We start from the raw sequence: 16,854 nt of genomic DNA, 5'->3' as shown, positions 1-16,854 counted from the left end.
AGGATGGCCTTGAGGATCGCATGACCATACGCGTTTATCTCGTCGACGATCACGCGCTGGTCCGCACCGGCATGCGCATGATCCTGACGGCGGAAACCGACATCGAAGTGGTCGGCGACGCGGAAAGCGGCGAGCTCGCTCTGCCCGAAATCCGCCGTCTGCAGCCCGACGTGGTGCTGTGCGATCTGCACCTGCCCGGCTACAGCGGCCTGGAAGTGACCGAACGCGTGGTCAAGGGCGATCACGGCACCCGCGTCATCATCGTCTCGGTGCTGGAGGACGGGCCGATGCCCAAGCGCCTGCTCGAGGCCGGCGCGTCGGGCTACGTCGGCAAGGGCGGCGACGCCAGCGAACTGCTGCGCGCGATCCGCGACGTGGCGCGCGGCAAGCGCTACCTGGCCAGCGCGATCGCGCAGAACCTGGCCCTGGCCAAGGTGGACGGCGGCGATTCGCCGTTCGACCAGTTGTCGCCGCGCGAGGTCGAGATCGCCCTGCTGCTGGTGCAGGGCCTGCGCCAGGAAGAGATCGCGCGCAAGCTCAGCCTCAGCGCGAAGACGGTCAACACGCACAAGACGCGTTTGTTCGAGAAGCTGGGCATCGTCGACACCATCGCGCTGGCCAGGTTGGCGGGGCAGTATGGGTTGGCGGATCCGGCTAGCGCGATTTAGGGCGCTTGAACCCGTCCTCCTCCCGCAAGCAGTAGGAATAGACAGCATGCCTTGAGCCCCTCACCCGCTTGCGGGGTGAGGGGCAGCGTTTTCGAGCCATTGGCTCGCGCTGCACCGAACGCCCGACCGCTATGCGGTCGGGCCGGGGTGTGGGTTGTGGCGCGCGGGCTAACCAACTTGCGCCGCTAGCCGTGCCGTCGCGCGCCCTCATCCGCCCTCCGGGCACCTTCTCCCGCAAGCGGGAGAAGGGAAGGGACCGCGTTTGGTTTTGCCCCTCTCCCGCTCGCGGGAGAGGGGTTGGGGTGAGGGCGCGCGGGGTGGCCTTTTGCGCCGCTAGCCGCGCCATGGCGCGCCCTCATCCGCCCTCCGCGCGCCCCCGATACAAGCACTCGAGGGCAAGCTCTTCTCCCGCAAGCGGGAGAAGGGACAGCAACAAAAAAACGGGCCGCTTTCGCGGCCCGTTTCGTTACGTCGGCGTAGCGGGATCAGCCGTTGCGCGCGTCGTCCTTGCGCTCGCCTTCGTCGGTCTGGGCCTCGCCTTCCACCGCCGCGTCCGCTGCGGCCGGCTGCGGGACGTGGTCGAACAGGCCGCCGGTGCGGGGCAGGGTGTCGGCTTCGCCGCGCGGCTCGGTCTTGTCGACCGGGGCGGCTTCGACCGGCGCGGGTGCGGCCGGAACGACGGCCGCCGGCTCGACGACGGTCTCTTCCACCGCGGCCGGCGCGGGCACGACTTCGGGCTCGACCACAGCAGGCTCGACCACAGCAGGCTGCACCGGCGCACTGGGCGCTTCGGGCTTGGGCGCGGCCGGCTGCGCGTACTGCGGAGCGACCACAGCGGTCTGCACGAAGGGCTTGGGCGCCTCGTACGGCTTGGCGGGCTCGAACGGCTTGGGCGCTTCGAAGGCCTTGGCTTCGTAAGGCGCACTGGTCTCCAGGGGCTTGGCCTGGAACGGCTGCGCTTCGAGCGTGGGCGTGGGCTTGGGCGTGACCGGTTCCGACGCCGCGACCGCGGCTTGCGCGGCGATCACGGCCGGGGCGGGTTCGACGACCGGCGCGGCTGCGACGGGCTCGACCGCTTCGGCCTGGGTAGCGGCCGCCGGCTCGGCGACCGGCACACGCACCGCCTCTGCGGCGCCCGGCGCGCTCACCGGCGCGGCCGCCGCGGCGGCCACGCTGGCAACGGCGGCTGCGACCGGCTGCGCCGCGGCGGGCGCGGACGTCGGCTGCGGCGCCACCGGAGCGGCGGCATCGTCGTCGAAGTCGAACTCCGGCTGCGAACGCGTGGCGGCCGGCGTCGGCGCGGCGCCGGGCTCGTCGCCCAGATCGTCCTCGTCGTCGCCGAGCACGTCGTCGTGCAGCGCGGCCTCGCCGGCGGCGCCGGCTTCGCCCGCACCGCGACGGCGGCGGCGGCCACCGCGACGGCCGCGACGGCGGCGACCGCCGCCTTCGCCGGCGGCATCGGCCGCGGCGCCTTCAGGCGCACCGTTTTCGTTGCTGGCGTTGAGCGCGGCATCGGTTTCGAGCTTGGCGCTGGCGTCGGCGGCTTCCAACGGGGCAGCGGGCAGCGCGGCGGCGGCGATGGCGGCCGGTGCGGCCGCTACAGCGGCTGCGGCGTTCGCGGTCTCGGGCTTGGCCGCTTCAGGCTTGGGCGCGGCGGGCTTGGGCTCGCGCGGCGGACGCGGTGCGTTGCCGCCCTGCGCCTGCTGCTGGGTGCGGGCTTCGTCGCCGGCCTGCTTCGGGTTTTGCTGCTGCTGCGCGCCCTGTTGAGCGTTCTGCTGCGCGTTGTTCTGCTGCTTGCCCTGGGCCTGCTTCTGCTGCTGTTGGTTCTGCTGCTGGCCGTTGTTCTGCTGCTTGCCCTGGCCCTGCTGCTGATCCTGCTGCTTGTTGCGGCCCGCCTGCTGGCCGCCCTGGGCTTGCTGCTGTTGCTGCGGCTTGCCCTCGCGGCGCTGTTCGTCGCGGCGGCCTCCATCGCGACCGCCCTTGCCGTTGCCACGGTTGTCGTTGCGATCGTTGCGGCCGTCGCGGCGTTGGCCGTTGCGGTCGCCGCGGTCGTTACGGCCGCCGCGCGGATCCTGCGTGCGCGCGGCCGGAGCCGGCGCGGCCGGGACCGCGGGTTCGCCGCGGAAGAAGTTGAGGATGCGGCCGAACACGCCCACCTGCGGTGCCGGCGCCACCGCCACCGCGACGGGGGCGGCGGCCACGGCGACCGCGGGCTCCTCGCGCGGCTCGCGCATCGGCGCGGGCTGGGCGGGCTTGACGTTGGTCACCATCGGCGCATCGGGGATGTTGAGATGGGCCTTGGTCAGCGCGTGCGTGGGCAGCTTGCGCGGGGTGCCGCGCTGGTAGCTGGGCTTGGCCGATTCCTCGCCGAGCTCGTTCTCGCGGATGCGCGTGACTTCGTAATGCGGGGTGTGCAGCTGCTCGTCGGCGACGATCACGATCGGCGCGTCGTGGCGCTTTTCGATCTCGCTCAGGGCGCGGCGCTTCTCGTTGAGCAGGTAGTTGGCGATCTCGGTCGGGGCCTGCACCAGCACCTGGCCGGTGTTCTCCTTCATCGCGTGCTCTTCGGCCAGTCGCAGGATCGACAGCGACAGCGACTCGACGCTGCGCATGCGGCCGTGGCCGTCGCAGCGCGGGCAGACGATCTGGCTGGACTCGCCCAGCGACGGGCGCAGGCGCTGGCGGCTGAGCTCGAGCAGGCCGAAGCGCGAGATGCGGCCGATCTGCACGCGCGCGCGGTCCTGGCGCAGGGCGTGCTGCAGGCGGTTTTCGACCTCGCGCTGGTGCTTGTTCGAGGACATGTCGATGAAGTCGATCACCACCAGGCCGCCGAGGTCGCGCAGGCGCATCTGCCGGGCCACTTCCTCGGCCGCTTCCAGGTTGGTGTTGAACGCGGTTTCCTCGATGTCGCCGCCCTTGGTGGCGCGGGCCGAGTTCACGTCCACCGCGGTCAGGGCCTCGGTCTGGTCGATGACCAGGGCGCCGCCGGAGGGCAGGCGCACGGTGCGCTCGTAGGCGTTTTCGATCTGCGATTCGATCTGGAAGCGGTTGAACAGCGGGGTGTCGTCGCCGTACTTCTTCAGCTTGCGCAGGTTGTGCGGCATGACCTGCTCGACGAACTCGCGCGCCTCGGTGTACATCTCGTCGGTGTCGACCAGGATCTCGCCGATGTCCGGACGCATGTAGTCGCGCAGGGCGCGGATGATCAGGCGCGATTCCTGGTAGATCAGGAACGGCGAGGGCTTGCTCAGGGCGCCCTCGGCGATCGACTTCCAGACCTGGAGCAGGTAGTCCAGGTCCCACTGCAGCTCTTCGGCGTCGCGGCCGACGCCGGCGGTGCGGATGATCACGCCCATGTCGTCGGGGATGGCCAGCTTGTCCATCGCCTCCTTGAGGGCGGCGCGGTCGTCGCCCTCGATCCGGCGCGAGACGCCGCCGGCGGTGGGCGAGTTGGGCATCAGCACCATGTAGCGGCCGGCCAGGGAGATGAACGTGGTCAGGGCCGCGCCCTTGTTGCCGCGCTCTTCCTTATCGACCTGGACCACCACTTCCTGGCCTTCGCGCAGCAGCTCGCGCAGGCCGGCCTTGTTGTGGTCGACCCCGGACTGGAAATAGTCGCGGGAGATTTCCTTCAGCGGCAGGAAGCCGTGGCGCTCGGCGCCGTATTCGACGAAGGCCGCTTCCAGGGAGGGCTCGAGCCGGGTGATGCGGCCCTTGTAGATGTTGGACTTCTTCTGTTCCTTGGCCGGTTGCTCGATGTCGATGTCGTACAGGTTCTGTCCGTCGACGATAGCGACGCGCAGTTCTTCCGCCTGCGTCGCGTTGATCAGCATGCGCTTCATTGTTGCGTTCCTCGCGCGCTCTACCGCGCGGAACGCCATGGCGTTTCGTCTGGGAACCGAAGCCCCTCCGTCGCGGTTCGTGCGGCGGCAAGCGGCGGACCGCTGCGCGCCCGGCACGCGCCGGGGAGGCTTCCACTACCAGCGCTACGACACCACGGCATGCCGCGGGAGCGCTCTCTTTCTTATCTAAGCCTGACTTTCGAAACCGGCGACGCGAACGTCGCGCGGGGCGGGGTCCCGGCGCCCGCCAGGGCTTTGCCGGCCTTGGCGTCGCACGGGTCGTGTTCATCGCGATGGCGCCGACCTGAGGACGGACCACCGGGCGAGGGCGGGTTCCGCCGGACCGTCGCTGCTAACATGGCTGCCCCGTGGGCAGTGGTTAGACGCGGACCGGAATCGCCGGGTTGGGCTTTCGGCCCGTCTTCGGCGGTCGTGCCCCACTGGCGCGACCTGCCGAACAACTCCCAGCGAAATCAAAACCTTATCTCGCGTCGCGAGTGTAACAGATAACGCTTTCCACGATGACCTCCGCAACCGCTTCCAACCCGGGCGCCGGCGCCCGCACCGTTCGCGTACCCGACGACCGCGAAGGCCAGCGCCTGGACAATTTTCTGCTCGGGCAACTCAAGGGCGCGCCCAGGTCCTTGATCTACAAGCTGGTCCGTTCCGGCCAGGTGCGCGTGAACGGGGGCCGGGCCAAGGCTGAACGCAAGCTCGAGGCCGGCGACGAGGTCCGCATTCCGCCGGTCCGTCTCAGCGAGCAGGGAGAAAAAGCGGCGCCGCCCAAGGGCTTCATGGATGCCCTGGACGCGGCCATCGTCTTCGAGGACGCGCGCCTGCTGGCCCTGAACAAGCCCTCCGGCGTGGCCAGCCATGGCGGCAGCGGCATCAGTTTCGGCGCGATCGAGACCCTGCGCGCGCTGCGCCCGGGCCAGACCCTGGAACTGGTGCACCGGCTGGACCGCGACACCTCGGGCCTGCTGATCGTGGCCAAGAAGCGCTCGGCCCTGACCGAACTGCAGGCGCTGATGCGCGAGGACGGCGGTATCGCCAAGCGCTACCTGGCCATGCTGACCGGACGCCTGCCCGACGGGGTGATGAGCGTGGACGCGGCCCTGCACATCGGCCTGCGCCAGGGCGGCGAGCGCCATGTGCAGGTCCACCGCGACGGCAAGCCCTCGCTGAGCCACTTCAAGGTGCTGGAGCGGCGCGGCGGGCAATCCTACTGCGAGGTGCGCATTGAAACCGGGCGCACCCACCAGATCCGCGTGCACGCCCAGCACATCGGCCACCCGGTAGCCGGAGACGACAAGTACGGCGAGCCGGAGGCGAACAAGCGCCTGCGCGAGCAGGCCGGGTTGAAGCGGCTGTTCCTGCACGCCTCGACCCTGGAGTTCGCGCTCGATGGCGGGCGCGAACCGTATCTATTGAATGCGCCGCTGGCGCCGGAGCTGGTGGACGTGCTGGATCGGCTGGGCGGCTGAGCCGCGGCAAGCGCCGCCTGTGCCACTGCGCTCAGCGCACCTTGATTCGCTGGGTGTTGCGCAGTTCGCCGTCGACGCGGATCTCCAGCACATAGCTGCCGGCCGTCAACGGTTGTGGCGTGACGAAGTCGATGCTGCTGAGCTCAGCGCGCTCGGGCCGTTCCAAGTTGAGGATCTCCTCATGCACGATGGGCAGCACGCCGCCGTTGCTCTGCGCAACGTCGCGACGCAGACCCGCTCTGAGCTCCAGGCGTGCGGGCACGTACAGGCCGATCTTCGCGCGTAGGGGTTGGCCGGCCGCCGGCGTCGGCTGGTCGGCGCCCTGGGCGTCGACCAAGGCCAGTCTCACGTACTTGCAGCTTTGCAGCGGCGCGTCGGGCAATGCGAACTCCACCGGGAGGCGGGAGCGCGAAACCACCGGCTTGCCGTTGAAGATTTCCGGTGAGAATTCCATCTCGCGCGCCGAATTCATCGCCGCGCGGTCCAGGGTGCGATTGCGCGAGCTGCGTTCGATCTGCACCTGCTGCACCTGGCCTTGTTCGCCGACCGTCAGCACCAGCACGACGGTGCCGCTGATGCCCATGCAGGCCTCGGCCTGGGGATAGCGCACGCGCATCGGCCTTTTGATGCTGGGGTCGCGCTGGAGCAGGTTCGGATCGACCACGCGCGGCGCCGGTGGCGGCGATCCGTCCCAGTCGGGCGGGGGTGGCGGCGGGGGCGGAGCCGGCGGATCCTGCGCATAGGCACCCAGCGACAGCAGAGTGAGGGCAAGCGCGAGCGCCGGACGCACGCGGCGGGTCGAACGGAGTTGCATGTAACGAGGCCTCCCCAGGTCTCGGTGTGTGCCGGGCGCCGCGGTCGCGGCGCGGGCACGATCATCGCCGATTTGTGCCGCGTTTCGGCCGCGCGCCGCAGCGCCGGCGCGCACTTTGCGGCAGGCCGTGCCTGCCAGGCCGCCGGCACGAGGGGCTCAGAGCTTGTTCTTCTTCTCTTCGTCGTACACGAAACAGGACTCCGGCCGCACCTGCGGCGGAGTGAAGGTCACCGGCACCTGGATGCTGATCGGCACCGGCTGGCCGTTGCGCGTGGCCGCGCGGAAGGTCCAGCCGCGCACCGCGGCCACGGCCGAATCGTCCAGCGTCTTGTTCTGGCTGCTGCGCAGCAGGTTGATCGCGCTGGGCTTGCCGTCGGTGCCGATGGTGACCTTGAGCACCACCTGGCCGCCGATGTCCTCGCAGCCCAGTTCCATCGGGTATACCGGCGGCGGCGTGTGCACCGCCATCGGTTCGGTCGAACGCACCGGCGCGGGCGCCGGCGTCTTCTGGCAGGCGGACAGGGCGACGGTCAGCGCGAGCGCCAGGGGCAGGGCACGGCGAAAGGTGGCGGTCATGGGGCGGACCTCAGGCGATCAGGGCGTCGGCCTTGGCGGCACAGATGAAGTCGTTCTCGCTCAGGCCGCCGACATCGTGGGTGGAATAGCGCACCACGCAGCGGTCGTAGTGCACGCTCAGGTCGGGGTGGTGGTCTTCGCGATGGGCCATGAAGGCCAGGGCGTTCACGAAGGCCATGGTGCGGTAGTAGTCGTCGAAGCGGTAGGTGCGCAGCAGGGCGTGGCCGTCCTCGGCCAGTTCCCAGCCCGGCACCTGCGGCAGCAGTTCGCGCACGCGCGCCTCGCTGAGCTTGTGCTCGCTGCCGCGGCGGGCCAGGCAATGAGCCTGGGCGAGGGGGATGAGGTCGTTCATGGGCCTGCTCCTGGTGCACGGCGCGGCGCGGCCGGCGTTGTATGAATGGAACGCGCATCGGCGGCGGCGGCGGGGCTGCGGCCGGCTGCACGCGACACGGACCCCGTTAGAATAGCCCCATGATCAACATTTCCGAATCCGCGCAGAGCCACTTCCGCAAGCTGATCGAGCGCGAGGCGCTGCCCGGGCTGGGCGTGCGCCTGTCGGCCGTGCATGCCGGCACCCCGCGCGCGGACGTGCGTTTGGAGTTCGCCGAACCCGGCGACCTCAGCGGCGACGAATGGGCGGTCGACTGCGACGGCTTCACCCTGTGGCTGGAAGCGGCCAGCGTGCGCTACCTCGATGGCGCCGAGATCGATTACGAAACCAAGGCCACCGGCGGCCAGTTGCAGATCCGCGCGCCCAAGATCAAGGGCGAGGCGCCGGCCGATTCGGCCTCGCTGGTGGAGCGCGTGGCCTGGACCGTCGAACACGAGATCAACCCGCAGCTGGCCCAGCACCGCGGCCACGTCTCGGTGCAGGAAGTCACCGCCGAGGGCGTGGTGGTGCTGCGCTTCGGCGGCGGCTGCCACGGCTGCGGCATGGCCGACGTGACCCTGAAGCAGGGCATCGAAAAGACCCTGATGAGCCAGGTGCCGGGGGTGACCGCGGTGCGCGACGCCACCGATCACGACAGCGGCGACGCGCCCTACATCCGCCGCGACACGGCGGCCTGAGCCCGGCGCGGCGTCGTAGATGGTTTCCGCCGCCGCACTGATCGAAGCCGTGCAGCGCAGGCTGCGGCTGACCCTGCGCCGCGATTCGGCCAAGCCCGGCGAGTTCCCGCCCGGCTGGGCCGAGTGGCTGGCGGCGATGGCCCAGCGCCCGGGTCAGGTGGTCGGCGCGCCCGCGCAATCTTTGGTCGACCTGCTTGCGGAGCGGCCGCTGGCGCAGGCGCCCAGGCGCACGGGCGAACTCAACCGCTGGCAGGCCTTCGCCACCCTGTGGCGCCAGCAATGGCAGCCGGCCGGCCGCGAGACCCGCGGCGTGCACTGGTTCGCGGTGGCGACCACGCTGCTGTGGCATCTGCTGTTCGGCGGCCTGCTGCTGTGGCTGATGTACCTACAGTTCCTCGGCAACCCGGCGCCGCCGCCGCAGGGCGAGACCGTGGTCCAGGTCGAATACGTGGGCGTGGGCACGCCGGAAGAACCCGGCGGCGGCCCCGACCGACCCAGCGAACAGCCCTCAGAAGCGGCTGCGCCGGCGACGCCGGCGCCCGCACCGCAGGACGCCGCCAGCGCGCCCACCGCCAGCGCGGCCTCGCCGCCGCTGCCCACGCCCGCGCTGGAAGCCGCGGTGCCGGACGTGCCGCAGCGCGAGGTGCCCGAACCGCAGCTGCCGCCGCCGACGGTGGAGCAGCCGGTGGCCGTGAGCGAGCCGGTGCCCAGCCAGGAAACCACCGCCTTCGTGTTGCCGCCCACGCGCCGCCGCACCGAGACCGCGATCGCCGCGCCGGAGCTGTCCGCGCCCAGCCAGCAGGTACGCCAGGCCGACATCGCCGAGCCGGTGCAGCCGATCGCGCGCGAACTGCCGCAGCGCGAACTGGCCGCGCCCGCACTGCGCTCGCGCGTGCCCGAGGTGGCCGCGCGCGAAGTGCCGGCGCCGCTGCCGCGCGCGCCGGTGCGCGAGCTGCCCACGCCGACCACGGCCGCGCCGACCTTGCGTTCCAGCACGCCGACGGTGCGCACACGCGACGTGCCCACGCCGCGCGGCGCCAGCCAGGCCGCGGCCAGCGCCAGCGCGCCGGCGGCCGCGCCGTCCAGTGCGGCGCCTTCGGCCGCCGCGCCCAGCACGTCCGGCACGCCGCAATCCAGCGGTGCGCGTCCGGCGGCGGGCACGGCTGGCGCCGGGCCCAAGGCCACGCCGGCGCCGGGCAGCTTCCCCACGCCGCGCCGCGGCGACGACTGGGGCGATTCCACCCGCAATACGCCCGGCGGGCAGCGCGGCGTGACCCCGGGCATCTACAACAGCGACGGCAGCGTGCGTCTGGCAGAACAGCCCGGCTCGGCCTCGCCGGGCATGCCGCCGGGCACGATCACCCAGGAAATCAAGAACATCGACCGCGCCGGCACCTGGCTGCGGCGCAAGCCCAACGACTACGAGCCGACGTCGTTCGACAAGTACTGGCTGCCCAACGAGAACCTGCTGCAGGAATGGGTGCGGCGCAGCATCAAGGAAGTGAATATCCCGATTCCGGGCACCACCAAGAAAATCGTCTGCAGCGTGTCGGTTCTGGCCCTGGGCGGCGCCTGCAGCATCAACGACCCCAACCTCAACGAGCAGCCCGCGATCGCGCGCCCGCCGCCGGACGTGCCGTTCAAGCCCGAGCTGCAGGAAGACAACGGCAGCGTGAAGCCGCCGCCGGGCGGGTAGGGCGCGCCGGTCGGGGCGGCCGTTTCGTCTGGCGAGGGTAGGAGCTGCGCAAGCTGAGACTGTCATAGCCGGCGTGCGGCGAGAGCGTAAGCGTTCGTCGTCCTCCGCCGCGCGCTCGCACATCGGGCCCTGCGCAGGTTTCCCGCTGACGCGGTCGCGGCTTGCGCCGCTCCTACAGGGAGCCATCGCCGCCTACGCCGCGATCGGCCGAGGCCGCTGTCTCGCTTCTAGGGGTAGGAGCTGCGCAAGCTGCGACTGTCATATCCGGCGTGCGGCGAGAGCTTAAGCGTTCGTCGTCTCCGCCGCGCGCTCGCACATCGGGCCCTGCGCAGGTTTCCCGCTGACGCGGTCGCGGCTTGCGCCGCTCCTACAGGGAGCCATCGCCGCCTACGCCGCGATCGGCCGAGGCCGCTGTCTCGCTTCTAGGGGTAGGAGCTGCGCAAGCTGCGACTGTCATATCCGGCGTGCGGCGAGAGCTTAAGCGTTCGTCGTCTCCGCCGCGCGCTCGCACATCGGGCCCTGCGCAGGTTTCCCGCTGACGCGGTCGCGGCTTGCGCCGCTCCTACAGGGAGCCATCGCCGCCTACGCCACGATCGTCCGAGGCCGCTGTCTCGCTTCCAGGGGTAGGAGCTGCGTAAGCTGCGACCGCCATGTGCGGCGTGCGGCGTGGGTGACGCATCCGGTTTAGCCCCACGTCTTCGTGCATCGATGCCGCGCCGGTTTGCCATTGGCGCGGTCGCGGCTCACGCCGCTCCTACCCCAAAGCGGAGCGGGGGGCGCCAACGAAAAAGGCCCGCTCGTGCGGGCCTTTTCCTCATGCCGATCCGCAGCGGATCAATGCACGTTGTGCAGGTCCTGCAGCTGGCTGTTCGGACGGGTGCCGAAGTAGGCGGCCAGGTCGGCGATCTGCTGGTCGTTCAGGCCCTTGGCCTGGGTCGACATCAGCGAATGCTCGCGGTCGCCGTCGCGGTACATCTGCAGCGAGTGGGCGAGGTAGTCGTGGTACTGGCCGGCCAGCTTCGGGGTCAGGCCGTCGATGGGCTTGTTGCCTTCGGCGCCGTGGCAGTCCACGCAGGCCTGGCCGCTGGCCGAGAGCTTCTTGTCGCTGGCCAGCTGCTCGCCGATGGCGATGCGGCCGGCCGGCAGGCCGGAGGACGAGGAGGTGTGGCCTTCGGCGCGGTCGGCGGCGGAGTGCTCGGCCGGGGTGTCGCCCTGCGAGCAGGCGGCGACGGCGAGGGCGGCGAACAGGGCGATGGCGAGGTGCTTGGTCGTCATGGGGCGTCTGCTCACTTCTTCGCGGTCGACAGGAAGGCGGCGATATCGGCGATGTCCTGGTCGGAGAAGCTCTGCGACTGGGCCTGCATCGTCGGGTGCTTGCGCGTGCCCTTCTTGTATTCGTGCAAGGCGCTGCTCAGGTACTCGGACGACTGGCCGACGATCTTGGGAACGTGGTAGTTCGGGTAGGCGTTCTTATAGCCGGTGATGCCGTGGCAGCCCTGGCAGGTGTAGGTCAGCTGGCGGCCCTTGGCGGCGTCGCCGGTGATCGCGGCAGGCTTGGCGGCGGGCGCCGGAGCGGCGGTGGCCGCGGCCGGAGCGGCGGGGGTGGCGGTGGCCGGAGCCTTGTCCTCGGCGTTCGCGGCCAGCGCGGCGGCGATGGTGAGGGCGAAGCAGGCAGCGATCGTCAGCGGTCGCATCATGTCGTAGTCCGCAATCTCGAGTGGCTAGCAATAGGTTGAAGCTGGCTGGGCGCGGTCGCGACCGCGCATAAGTCCGCAAGTATAGCCCGCCATGCGGATGCAACGAAGTCGTCCTTGCACGCATCGTAGTCTCGGGCATGCCGCTACCCGCTGGCAGGTCCCGCAAACGCGATGCGTTGTCCCGGATACCGGACGCGCGTGCGCGGGCATGGCGGCAGTCACCATGACCTTCGGCGGATGCGATTTTCGGGGTGGGTGATATACCTATATACAACACCGGCACAAAGGCCGGTCGCTACGCAAAATTAGCGCATAAATTCAGCCACGGGGTCGTCTGAAATGCTTCAAAACACCAGCAATCGCAAGGCCGGGGTCGCCCGCGTCGCTCTTCTGGCGCTGTCCTGCGCCCTGGCCCTGACCGCCTGCAAGGGCGGCGGCGGGCCCGGCGAGGCCCAGGCCAAGGCCGGCGAGCAGAAGGCGCCGGACGCCGTGCCGGTCGAGGTCGCCCAGGCCAGCCGCCGGGCCATCGCCGCCAGCTACACCGGCACCGCTCCCCTGGAAGCCCGCGCCGAGTCGCAGGTGGTCGCCAAGACCTCCGGCGTGGCCTTGAACGTGATGTTCGAGGAAGGCCAGCGGGTCAGCGCCGGCCAGACCCTGGTGCGCCTGGACTCGGCCCGCGCCGAACTGCAGGCCGCCCAGACCGGCGCGCAGATGCGCAAGCTCGAGGCCAACTACGCCCGCTCCAAGCAGCTGGCCGAGCAGCGCCTGCTCAGCGCCAACGACAACGACCAGCTGCGTTACGACCTGGAGAACGCGCGCGCGGCCAACCGCCTGGCGAATCTGGAGCTGTCCTACGCCAACGTGCAGGCGCCGATTTCGGGCGTGATCGCCTCGCGCTCGATCAAGACCGGCAACTTCGTCCAGATCAACACGCCGATCTTCCGCATCGTCGACACCTCGCGCCTGGAAGCGATCTTGAACGTGCCCGAGCGCGAGCTGGCCATCCTCAAGGCCGGCCAGCCGGTGCAGATGCAGGTGGACGCGCTGCCGGGCAAGAGCTTCCAGGGCGTGGTCGACCGCGTCGCGCCGGTGGTGGATTCGGGCAGCGGCACCTTCCGCGTGGTCTGCAGTTTCGAAGGCGGCGAGCTGCTGCAGCCGGGCATGTTCGGCCGCATCCGCATCGACTACGACAACCGCGCCGACGCGCTGGTGGTGCCGCGCATCGCCCTGCTCGAGGACGAGGGCGATCCGGCCGTGTTCGTGATCCGCAGCGACAACAAGGCCGCGCGCGTGCCGGTCAAGCTGGGCTACCTGGACGGCGAATGGGCCGAGGTGCGCGGCGGCGTGAACCCGGGCGACCGCGTGGTCATCGCGGGCAAGACCGCGCTGCGCGACGGCACCCTGGTCCAGCTGATCGGCAAGAACGCGCCCAAGCAGGTGGCCGCGGCCGACAAGCCCAAGACCGAACAGCCGAAGCAGTAAGCGCGGAGACCCGACGTGACCCCAGCTTCCGAAGGCGGCTCCTTCAACTTGGTCGAATTTTCCGTGCGGCGCCGCGTGACCGTGTTCATGGTCACGCTGAGCTTCGTGCTGTTCGGCTTCATCGCGCTCAGCGACCTCAAGGTCAACCTGCTGCCCGACCTCAGCTATCCCACCCTGACCGTGCGCACCGAGTACACCGGCGCGGCGCCGTCGGAGATCGAGACCCTGATCTCCGAGCCGGTGGAAGAAGCGGTGGGCGTGGTCAAGGGCCTGCGCAAGCTCAAGTCGGTCTCGCGCACCGGCCAGAGCGACGTAGTGCTCGAGTTCGCCTGGGGCACCGACATGGACCAGGCCAGCCTGGAGGTGCGCGACAAAATGGAAGTGCTGCAGCTGCCGCTGGAGGCCAAGGCCCCGGTGCTGCTGCGCTTCAATCCCTCGACCGAGCCGATCCTGCGCCTGGCCCTGTCGGCCAAGGGCGAGGGCGACTCGGTGCGCCAGCTCACCACGCTGCGCCGCTACGCCGACGACGATCTGAAGAAGAAGCTGGAGCCGGTCGAAGGCGTGGCCGCGGTCAAGGTCGGCGGCGGTCTGGAGGACGAGATCCAGGTCGACCTGGACCAGCAGAAGCTGGCCCAGCTCAACCTGCCCATCGACACCGTCATCCAGCGCCTGCAGCAGGAGAACATCAACATCTCCGGCGGCCGCCTGGAAGAGGGCTCGCAGCGCTACCTGGTGCGCACCGTCAACCAGTTCGCCAGCGTGCCGGAAATCCGCGAGATGCTGGTCACCACGCAAAGCGGCGGCGGCAATGCCGCGGCCGACGCGGCCGCGCAGATGGCGGCGATCGCGGCCTCCAGCGGCGACGCGGCGGCGATGGCCGCGGCGGCCTCGGTGCAGAGCGCCAATTCCGGTTCCAGCGCTGCGGTCGCCGGCGGCAAGCCGGTGCGGCTGAAGGACATCGCCGAGGTGCGCCAGGGCTACAAGGAGCGCGAGGCGATCATCCGCCTGGCCGGCAAGGAGGCGGTGGAGCTGGCCATCTATAAGGAAGGCGACGCCAACACCGTGGCCACGGCCGACGCCATCCAGGCGCGGCTGGAGCAGATCAAGTCGCAGATTCCCGGCGATGTCGAACTGACCGTCATCGACGACCAGTCGCAGTTCATCCGTCACTCGATCAGCGAGGTCAAGAAGGACGGCGTGATCGGCGCCGTGCTGGCGATCCTGATCATCTTCCTGTTCCTGCGCGACGGCTGGAGCACCTTCGTGGTGAGCCTGTCGCTGCCGGTGTCCATCGTCACCACCTTTTTCTTCATGGGCCAGTTCGGCCTGAGCTTGAACGTGATGTCGCTGGGCGGCCTGGCCCTGGCCACCGGCCTGGTGGTGGACGACTCGATCGTGGTGCTGGAAAGCATCGCCAAGGCGCGAGAACGCGGGTTGGGAATGTTCGAGGCGGCCATCGTCGGCACGCGCGAGGTCAGCATGGCCGTGGTCGCGTCCACCCTGACCACCATCGCGGTGTTCCTGCCGCTGGTGTTCGTGGAAGGCATCGCCGGGCAGCTGTTCCGCGATCAGGCGCTGACCGTGGCCCTGGCCATCGGCATCTCGCTGATCGTGTCGATGACCCTGATCCCGATGCTGAGCGCGCTCAAGGACCGCACGCCGATGGCCTTCCCGGAAGAGGAAGGGCATCCGGAATGGCGTCCGCAGTCCAAGCTGCAGAAGCCGCTGGCCGCGGCCGGCCGCGGCGCCGGCGTGGTGGGCCGCTGGTCGTTCTTCGGCCTGGCCTGGGCGGTGGTGCGGATCTGGCGCGGTCTGACCGCGGTGATCGGCCCGATCATGCGCAAGGCCAGCGACATCGCCATGGCGCCCTACGGCCGCGCCGAGCGCGGCTACCTGCGCCTGTTGCCCAGCGCGATGCGCCGGCCCTGGCTGGTGCTGGGTTCGGCCGCGGTGGCCTTCGCCCTGACCCTGGCGGCGGTGCCGCTGCTGGGCGCCGACCTGATCCCGCAGCTGGCCCAGGACCGTTTCGAAATGACGGTCAAGCTGCCGCCGGGCACGCCGCTGCGCGAGACCGACGCTCTGGTGCGCGAGCTGCAGACCAAGCACGCCAAGGACCCGGGCATCCATGCCCTGTTCGGCGTGAGCGGCAGCGGCACGCGCCTGGACGCCAACCCCACCGAGAGCGGCGAGAACATCGGCAAGCTCAGCGTGGTCATGGCCGACGGCGGCAGCAAGGAAGTCGAAGCCGCCGAGACCGAGCGCCTGCGCGAGAGCATGCGCGGCCACCCCAGCGCCCAGGTCGATTTCAGCCGCCCCGAGCTGTTCTCGTTCTCCACGCCGCTGGAAATCGAGCTGCGCGGCCAGGACGTGGAGACCATCCAGCGCGCCGGCCAACGCATGGCCGCGATGCTGCGCGCCAACCCGCACTACGCCGACGTCAAGTCGACGGTGGAGCAGGGCTTCCCCGAGATCCAGATCCGCTTCGACCAGGAACGCGCCGGCGCGCTGGGCCTGACCACGCGCCAGATCGCCGACGTGGTGGTGAAGAAGGTGCGTGGCGACGTGGCCACGCGCTACAGCTTCCGCGACCGCAAGATCGACGTGCTGGTACGCGCCCGCGAAGCCGACCGCGCGTCGGTGGAGAGCATCCGCCGCCTGATCGTGAACCCCGGCAGCAGCCGTCCGGTGACCCTGGATGCGGTCGCCGACGTGGTCGCCACCACCGGCCCCAGCGAGATCCACCGCGCCGACCAGGTGCGCGTGGCCATCGTCTCGGCCAACCTGCGCGGCATCGACCTGGGCGGCGCGGTGGCGGAAGTGCAGCAGATGGTCGCCGAGAACCCGCTGCCCGACGTGCGCATGCACATCGGCGGCCAGGGCGAGGAACTGCAGCAGTCGATCAACTCGCTGCTGTTCGCCTTCGGCCTGGCGGTGTTCCTGGTCTATCTGGTCATGGCCTCGCAGTTCGAGTCGCTGCTGCACCCGTTCGTGATCCTGTTCACCATCCCGCTGGCCCTGGTCGGCGCGGTGCTGGCGATGCTGCTGACCAAGTCGGCGGTGTCGGTGGTGGTGTTCATCGGCCTGATCCTGCTGGTCGGCCTGGTGGTGAAGAACGCCATCATCCTGATCGACAAGGTCAACCAGCTGCGCGAGCAGGGCGTGGCCAAGCGCGAGGCCCTGATCGAGGGCGCGCGCTCGCGCCTGCGCCCGATCATCATGACCACGCTGTGCACCCTGTTCGGCTTCCTGCCGCTGGCGATCGCGCCGCTGTTCGGCAGTCCGGGCGCGGAAGTGCGCTCGCCGATGGCGATCACCGTGATCGGCGGCCTGCTGGTGTCGACCCTGCTGACCCTGGTGGTGATCCCGGTGGTGTACGACCTGCTCGACCGCCGCTCCGACGAGCACTACCGCGAGCGCGCGCGCCGCGCACGCCGCGAGCAGCGCGCCGCCGCCGAGCTGATCGAGGACGATCAGGCGCCGCTGGATGGTCCGCCGCACGGCCCGCTGGGCCCGGAACAGGCCTGAGG

General features: G+C 70.3%; 12 protein-coding genes. 6 read left to right on the top strand and 6 right to left on the bottom strand.

The window, feature by feature from the left end; all coding sequences use genetic code 11:
- The first annotated feature begins 20 nt into the window (after positions 1 to 20).
- Positions 21 to 668 (top strand): response regulator, encoded by a 648-nt coding sequence (locus DX914_RS06165; RefSeq protein WP_115858145.1) that lies wholly within the window; start codon positions 21 to 23, stop codon positions 666 to 668.
- A 485-nt stretch (positions 669 to 1,153) separates the two neighbouring features.
- Here DX914_RS06165 and rne read toward each other — a convergent pair whose 3' ends face one another.
- A complete protein-coding gene (rne, locus tag DX914_RS06160; protein WP_115858144.1) occupies positions 1,154 to 4,510 on the bottom strand; it encodes a ribonuclease E in 3,357 nt (1,118 codons plus the stop codon).
- Between the two features lie 521 nt (positions 4,511 to 5,031).
- Here rne and DX914_RS06155 point away from each other — a divergent pair.
- A complete protein-coding gene (locus DX914_RS06155) occupies positions 5,032 to 5,994 on the top strand; it encodes an RluA family pseudouridine synthase (RefSeq protein WP_115858143.1) in 963 nt (320 codons plus the stop codon).
- Between the two features lie 31 nt (positions 5,995 to 6,025).
- On the opposite strand, the gene DX914_RS06150 is transcribed toward DX914_RS06155, so the two are convergent.
- The 3 genes from DX914_RS06150 to DX914_RS06140 form a co-directional block, all read right to left on the bottom strand.
- Entirely contained in the window at positions 6,026 to 6,808 is a 783-nt protein-coding gene (locus DX914_RS06150; RefSeq protein WP_115858142.1) for a TonB family protein, read from the bottom strand.
- Positions 6,809 to 6,964: 156 nt separating this feature from the next.
- Positions 6,965 to 7,384 (bottom strand): energy transducer TonB, encoded by a 420-nt coding sequence (locus tag DX914_RS06145; protein ID WP_115858141.1) that lies wholly within the window; start codon positions 7,382 to 7,384, stop codon positions 6,965 to 6,967.
- A gap of 10 nt (positions 7,385 to 7,394) precedes the next feature.
- On the bottom strand, positions 7,395 to 7,736 hold the full coding sequence (locus DX914_RS06140; RefSeq protein ID WP_115858140.1) for a 4a-hydroxytetrahydrobiopterin dehydratase: 342 nt from the start codon (positions 7,734 to 7,736) through the stop codon (positions 7,395 to 7,397).
- A gap of 119 nt (positions 7,737 to 7,855) precedes the next feature.
- Between DX914_RS06140 and DX914_RS06135 the strand changes: the two genes are divergently transcribed.
- Together DX914_RS06135 and DX914_RS06130 are read left to right on the top strand one after the other, a co-directional pair.
- Positions 7,856 to 8,452 (top strand): NfuA family Fe-S biogenesis protein, encoded by a 597-nt coding sequence (locus DX914_RS06135; protein WP_115858139.1) that lies wholly within the window; start codon positions 7,856 to 7,858, stop codon positions 8,450 to 8,452.
- Positions 8,453 to 8,471: 19 nt separating this feature from the next.
- On the top strand, positions 8,472 to 10,148 hold the full coding sequence (locus DX914_RS06130) for a transmembrane repetitive protein (protein WP_115858138.1): 1,677 nt from the start codon (positions 8,472 to 8,474) through the stop codon (positions 10,146 to 10,148).
- 834 nt (positions 10,149 to 10,982) lie between these two features.
- On the opposite strand, the gene DX914_RS06125 is transcribed toward DX914_RS06130, so the two are convergent.
- Positions 10,983 to 11,423 carry a c-type cytochrome gene (locus tag DX914_RS06125; protein ID WP_115858137.1) on the bottom strand — a complete coding sequence of 147 codons (441 nt, stop codon included), beginning with the start codon at positions 11,421 to 11,423 and terminating at the stop codon, positions 10,983 to 10,985.
- Between the two features lie 11 nt (positions 11,424 to 11,434).
- Positions 11,435 to 11,842, bottom strand: coding sequence for a c-type cytochrome (locus DX914_RS06120; protein ID WP_115859150.1), 408 nt, complete (start codon positions 11,840 to 11,842; stop codon positions 11,435 to 11,437).
- A 342-nt stretch (positions 11,843 to 12,184) separates the two neighbouring features.
- On the opposite strand from DX914_RS06120, the gene DX914_RS06115 reads away from it, so the two are divergent.
- Together DX914_RS06115 and DX914_RS06110 are read left to right on the top strand one after the other, a co-directional pair.
- The gene (locus DX914_RS06115; RefSeq protein ID WP_115858136.1) at positions 12,185 to 13,327 is read left to right on the top strand and encodes an efflux RND transporter periplasmic adaptor subunit; all 1,143 of its coding nucleotides are present in this window, start codon (positions 12,185 to 12,187) and stop codon (positions 13,325 to 13,327) included.
- A gap of 87 nt (positions 13,328 to 13,414) precedes the next feature.
- Positions 13,415 to 16,852, top strand: coding sequence for an efflux RND transporter permease subunit (locus DX914_RS06110; protein WP_115859149.1), 3,438 nt, complete (start codon positions 13,415 to 13,417; stop codon positions 16,850 to 16,852).
- Positions 16,853 to 16,854: the final 2 nt, after the last annotated feature.

Origin of the sequence: Lysobacter silvisoli (assembly GCF_003382365.1) — a bacterium.
Lineage (GTDB): Bacteria > Pseudomonadota > Gammaproteobacteria > Xanthomonadales > Xanthomonadaceae > Lysobacter > Lysobacter silvisoli.
Note: the sequence above shows the minus strand (reverse complement) of the source record. Positions and strands in the feature narration are given on the sequence as shown.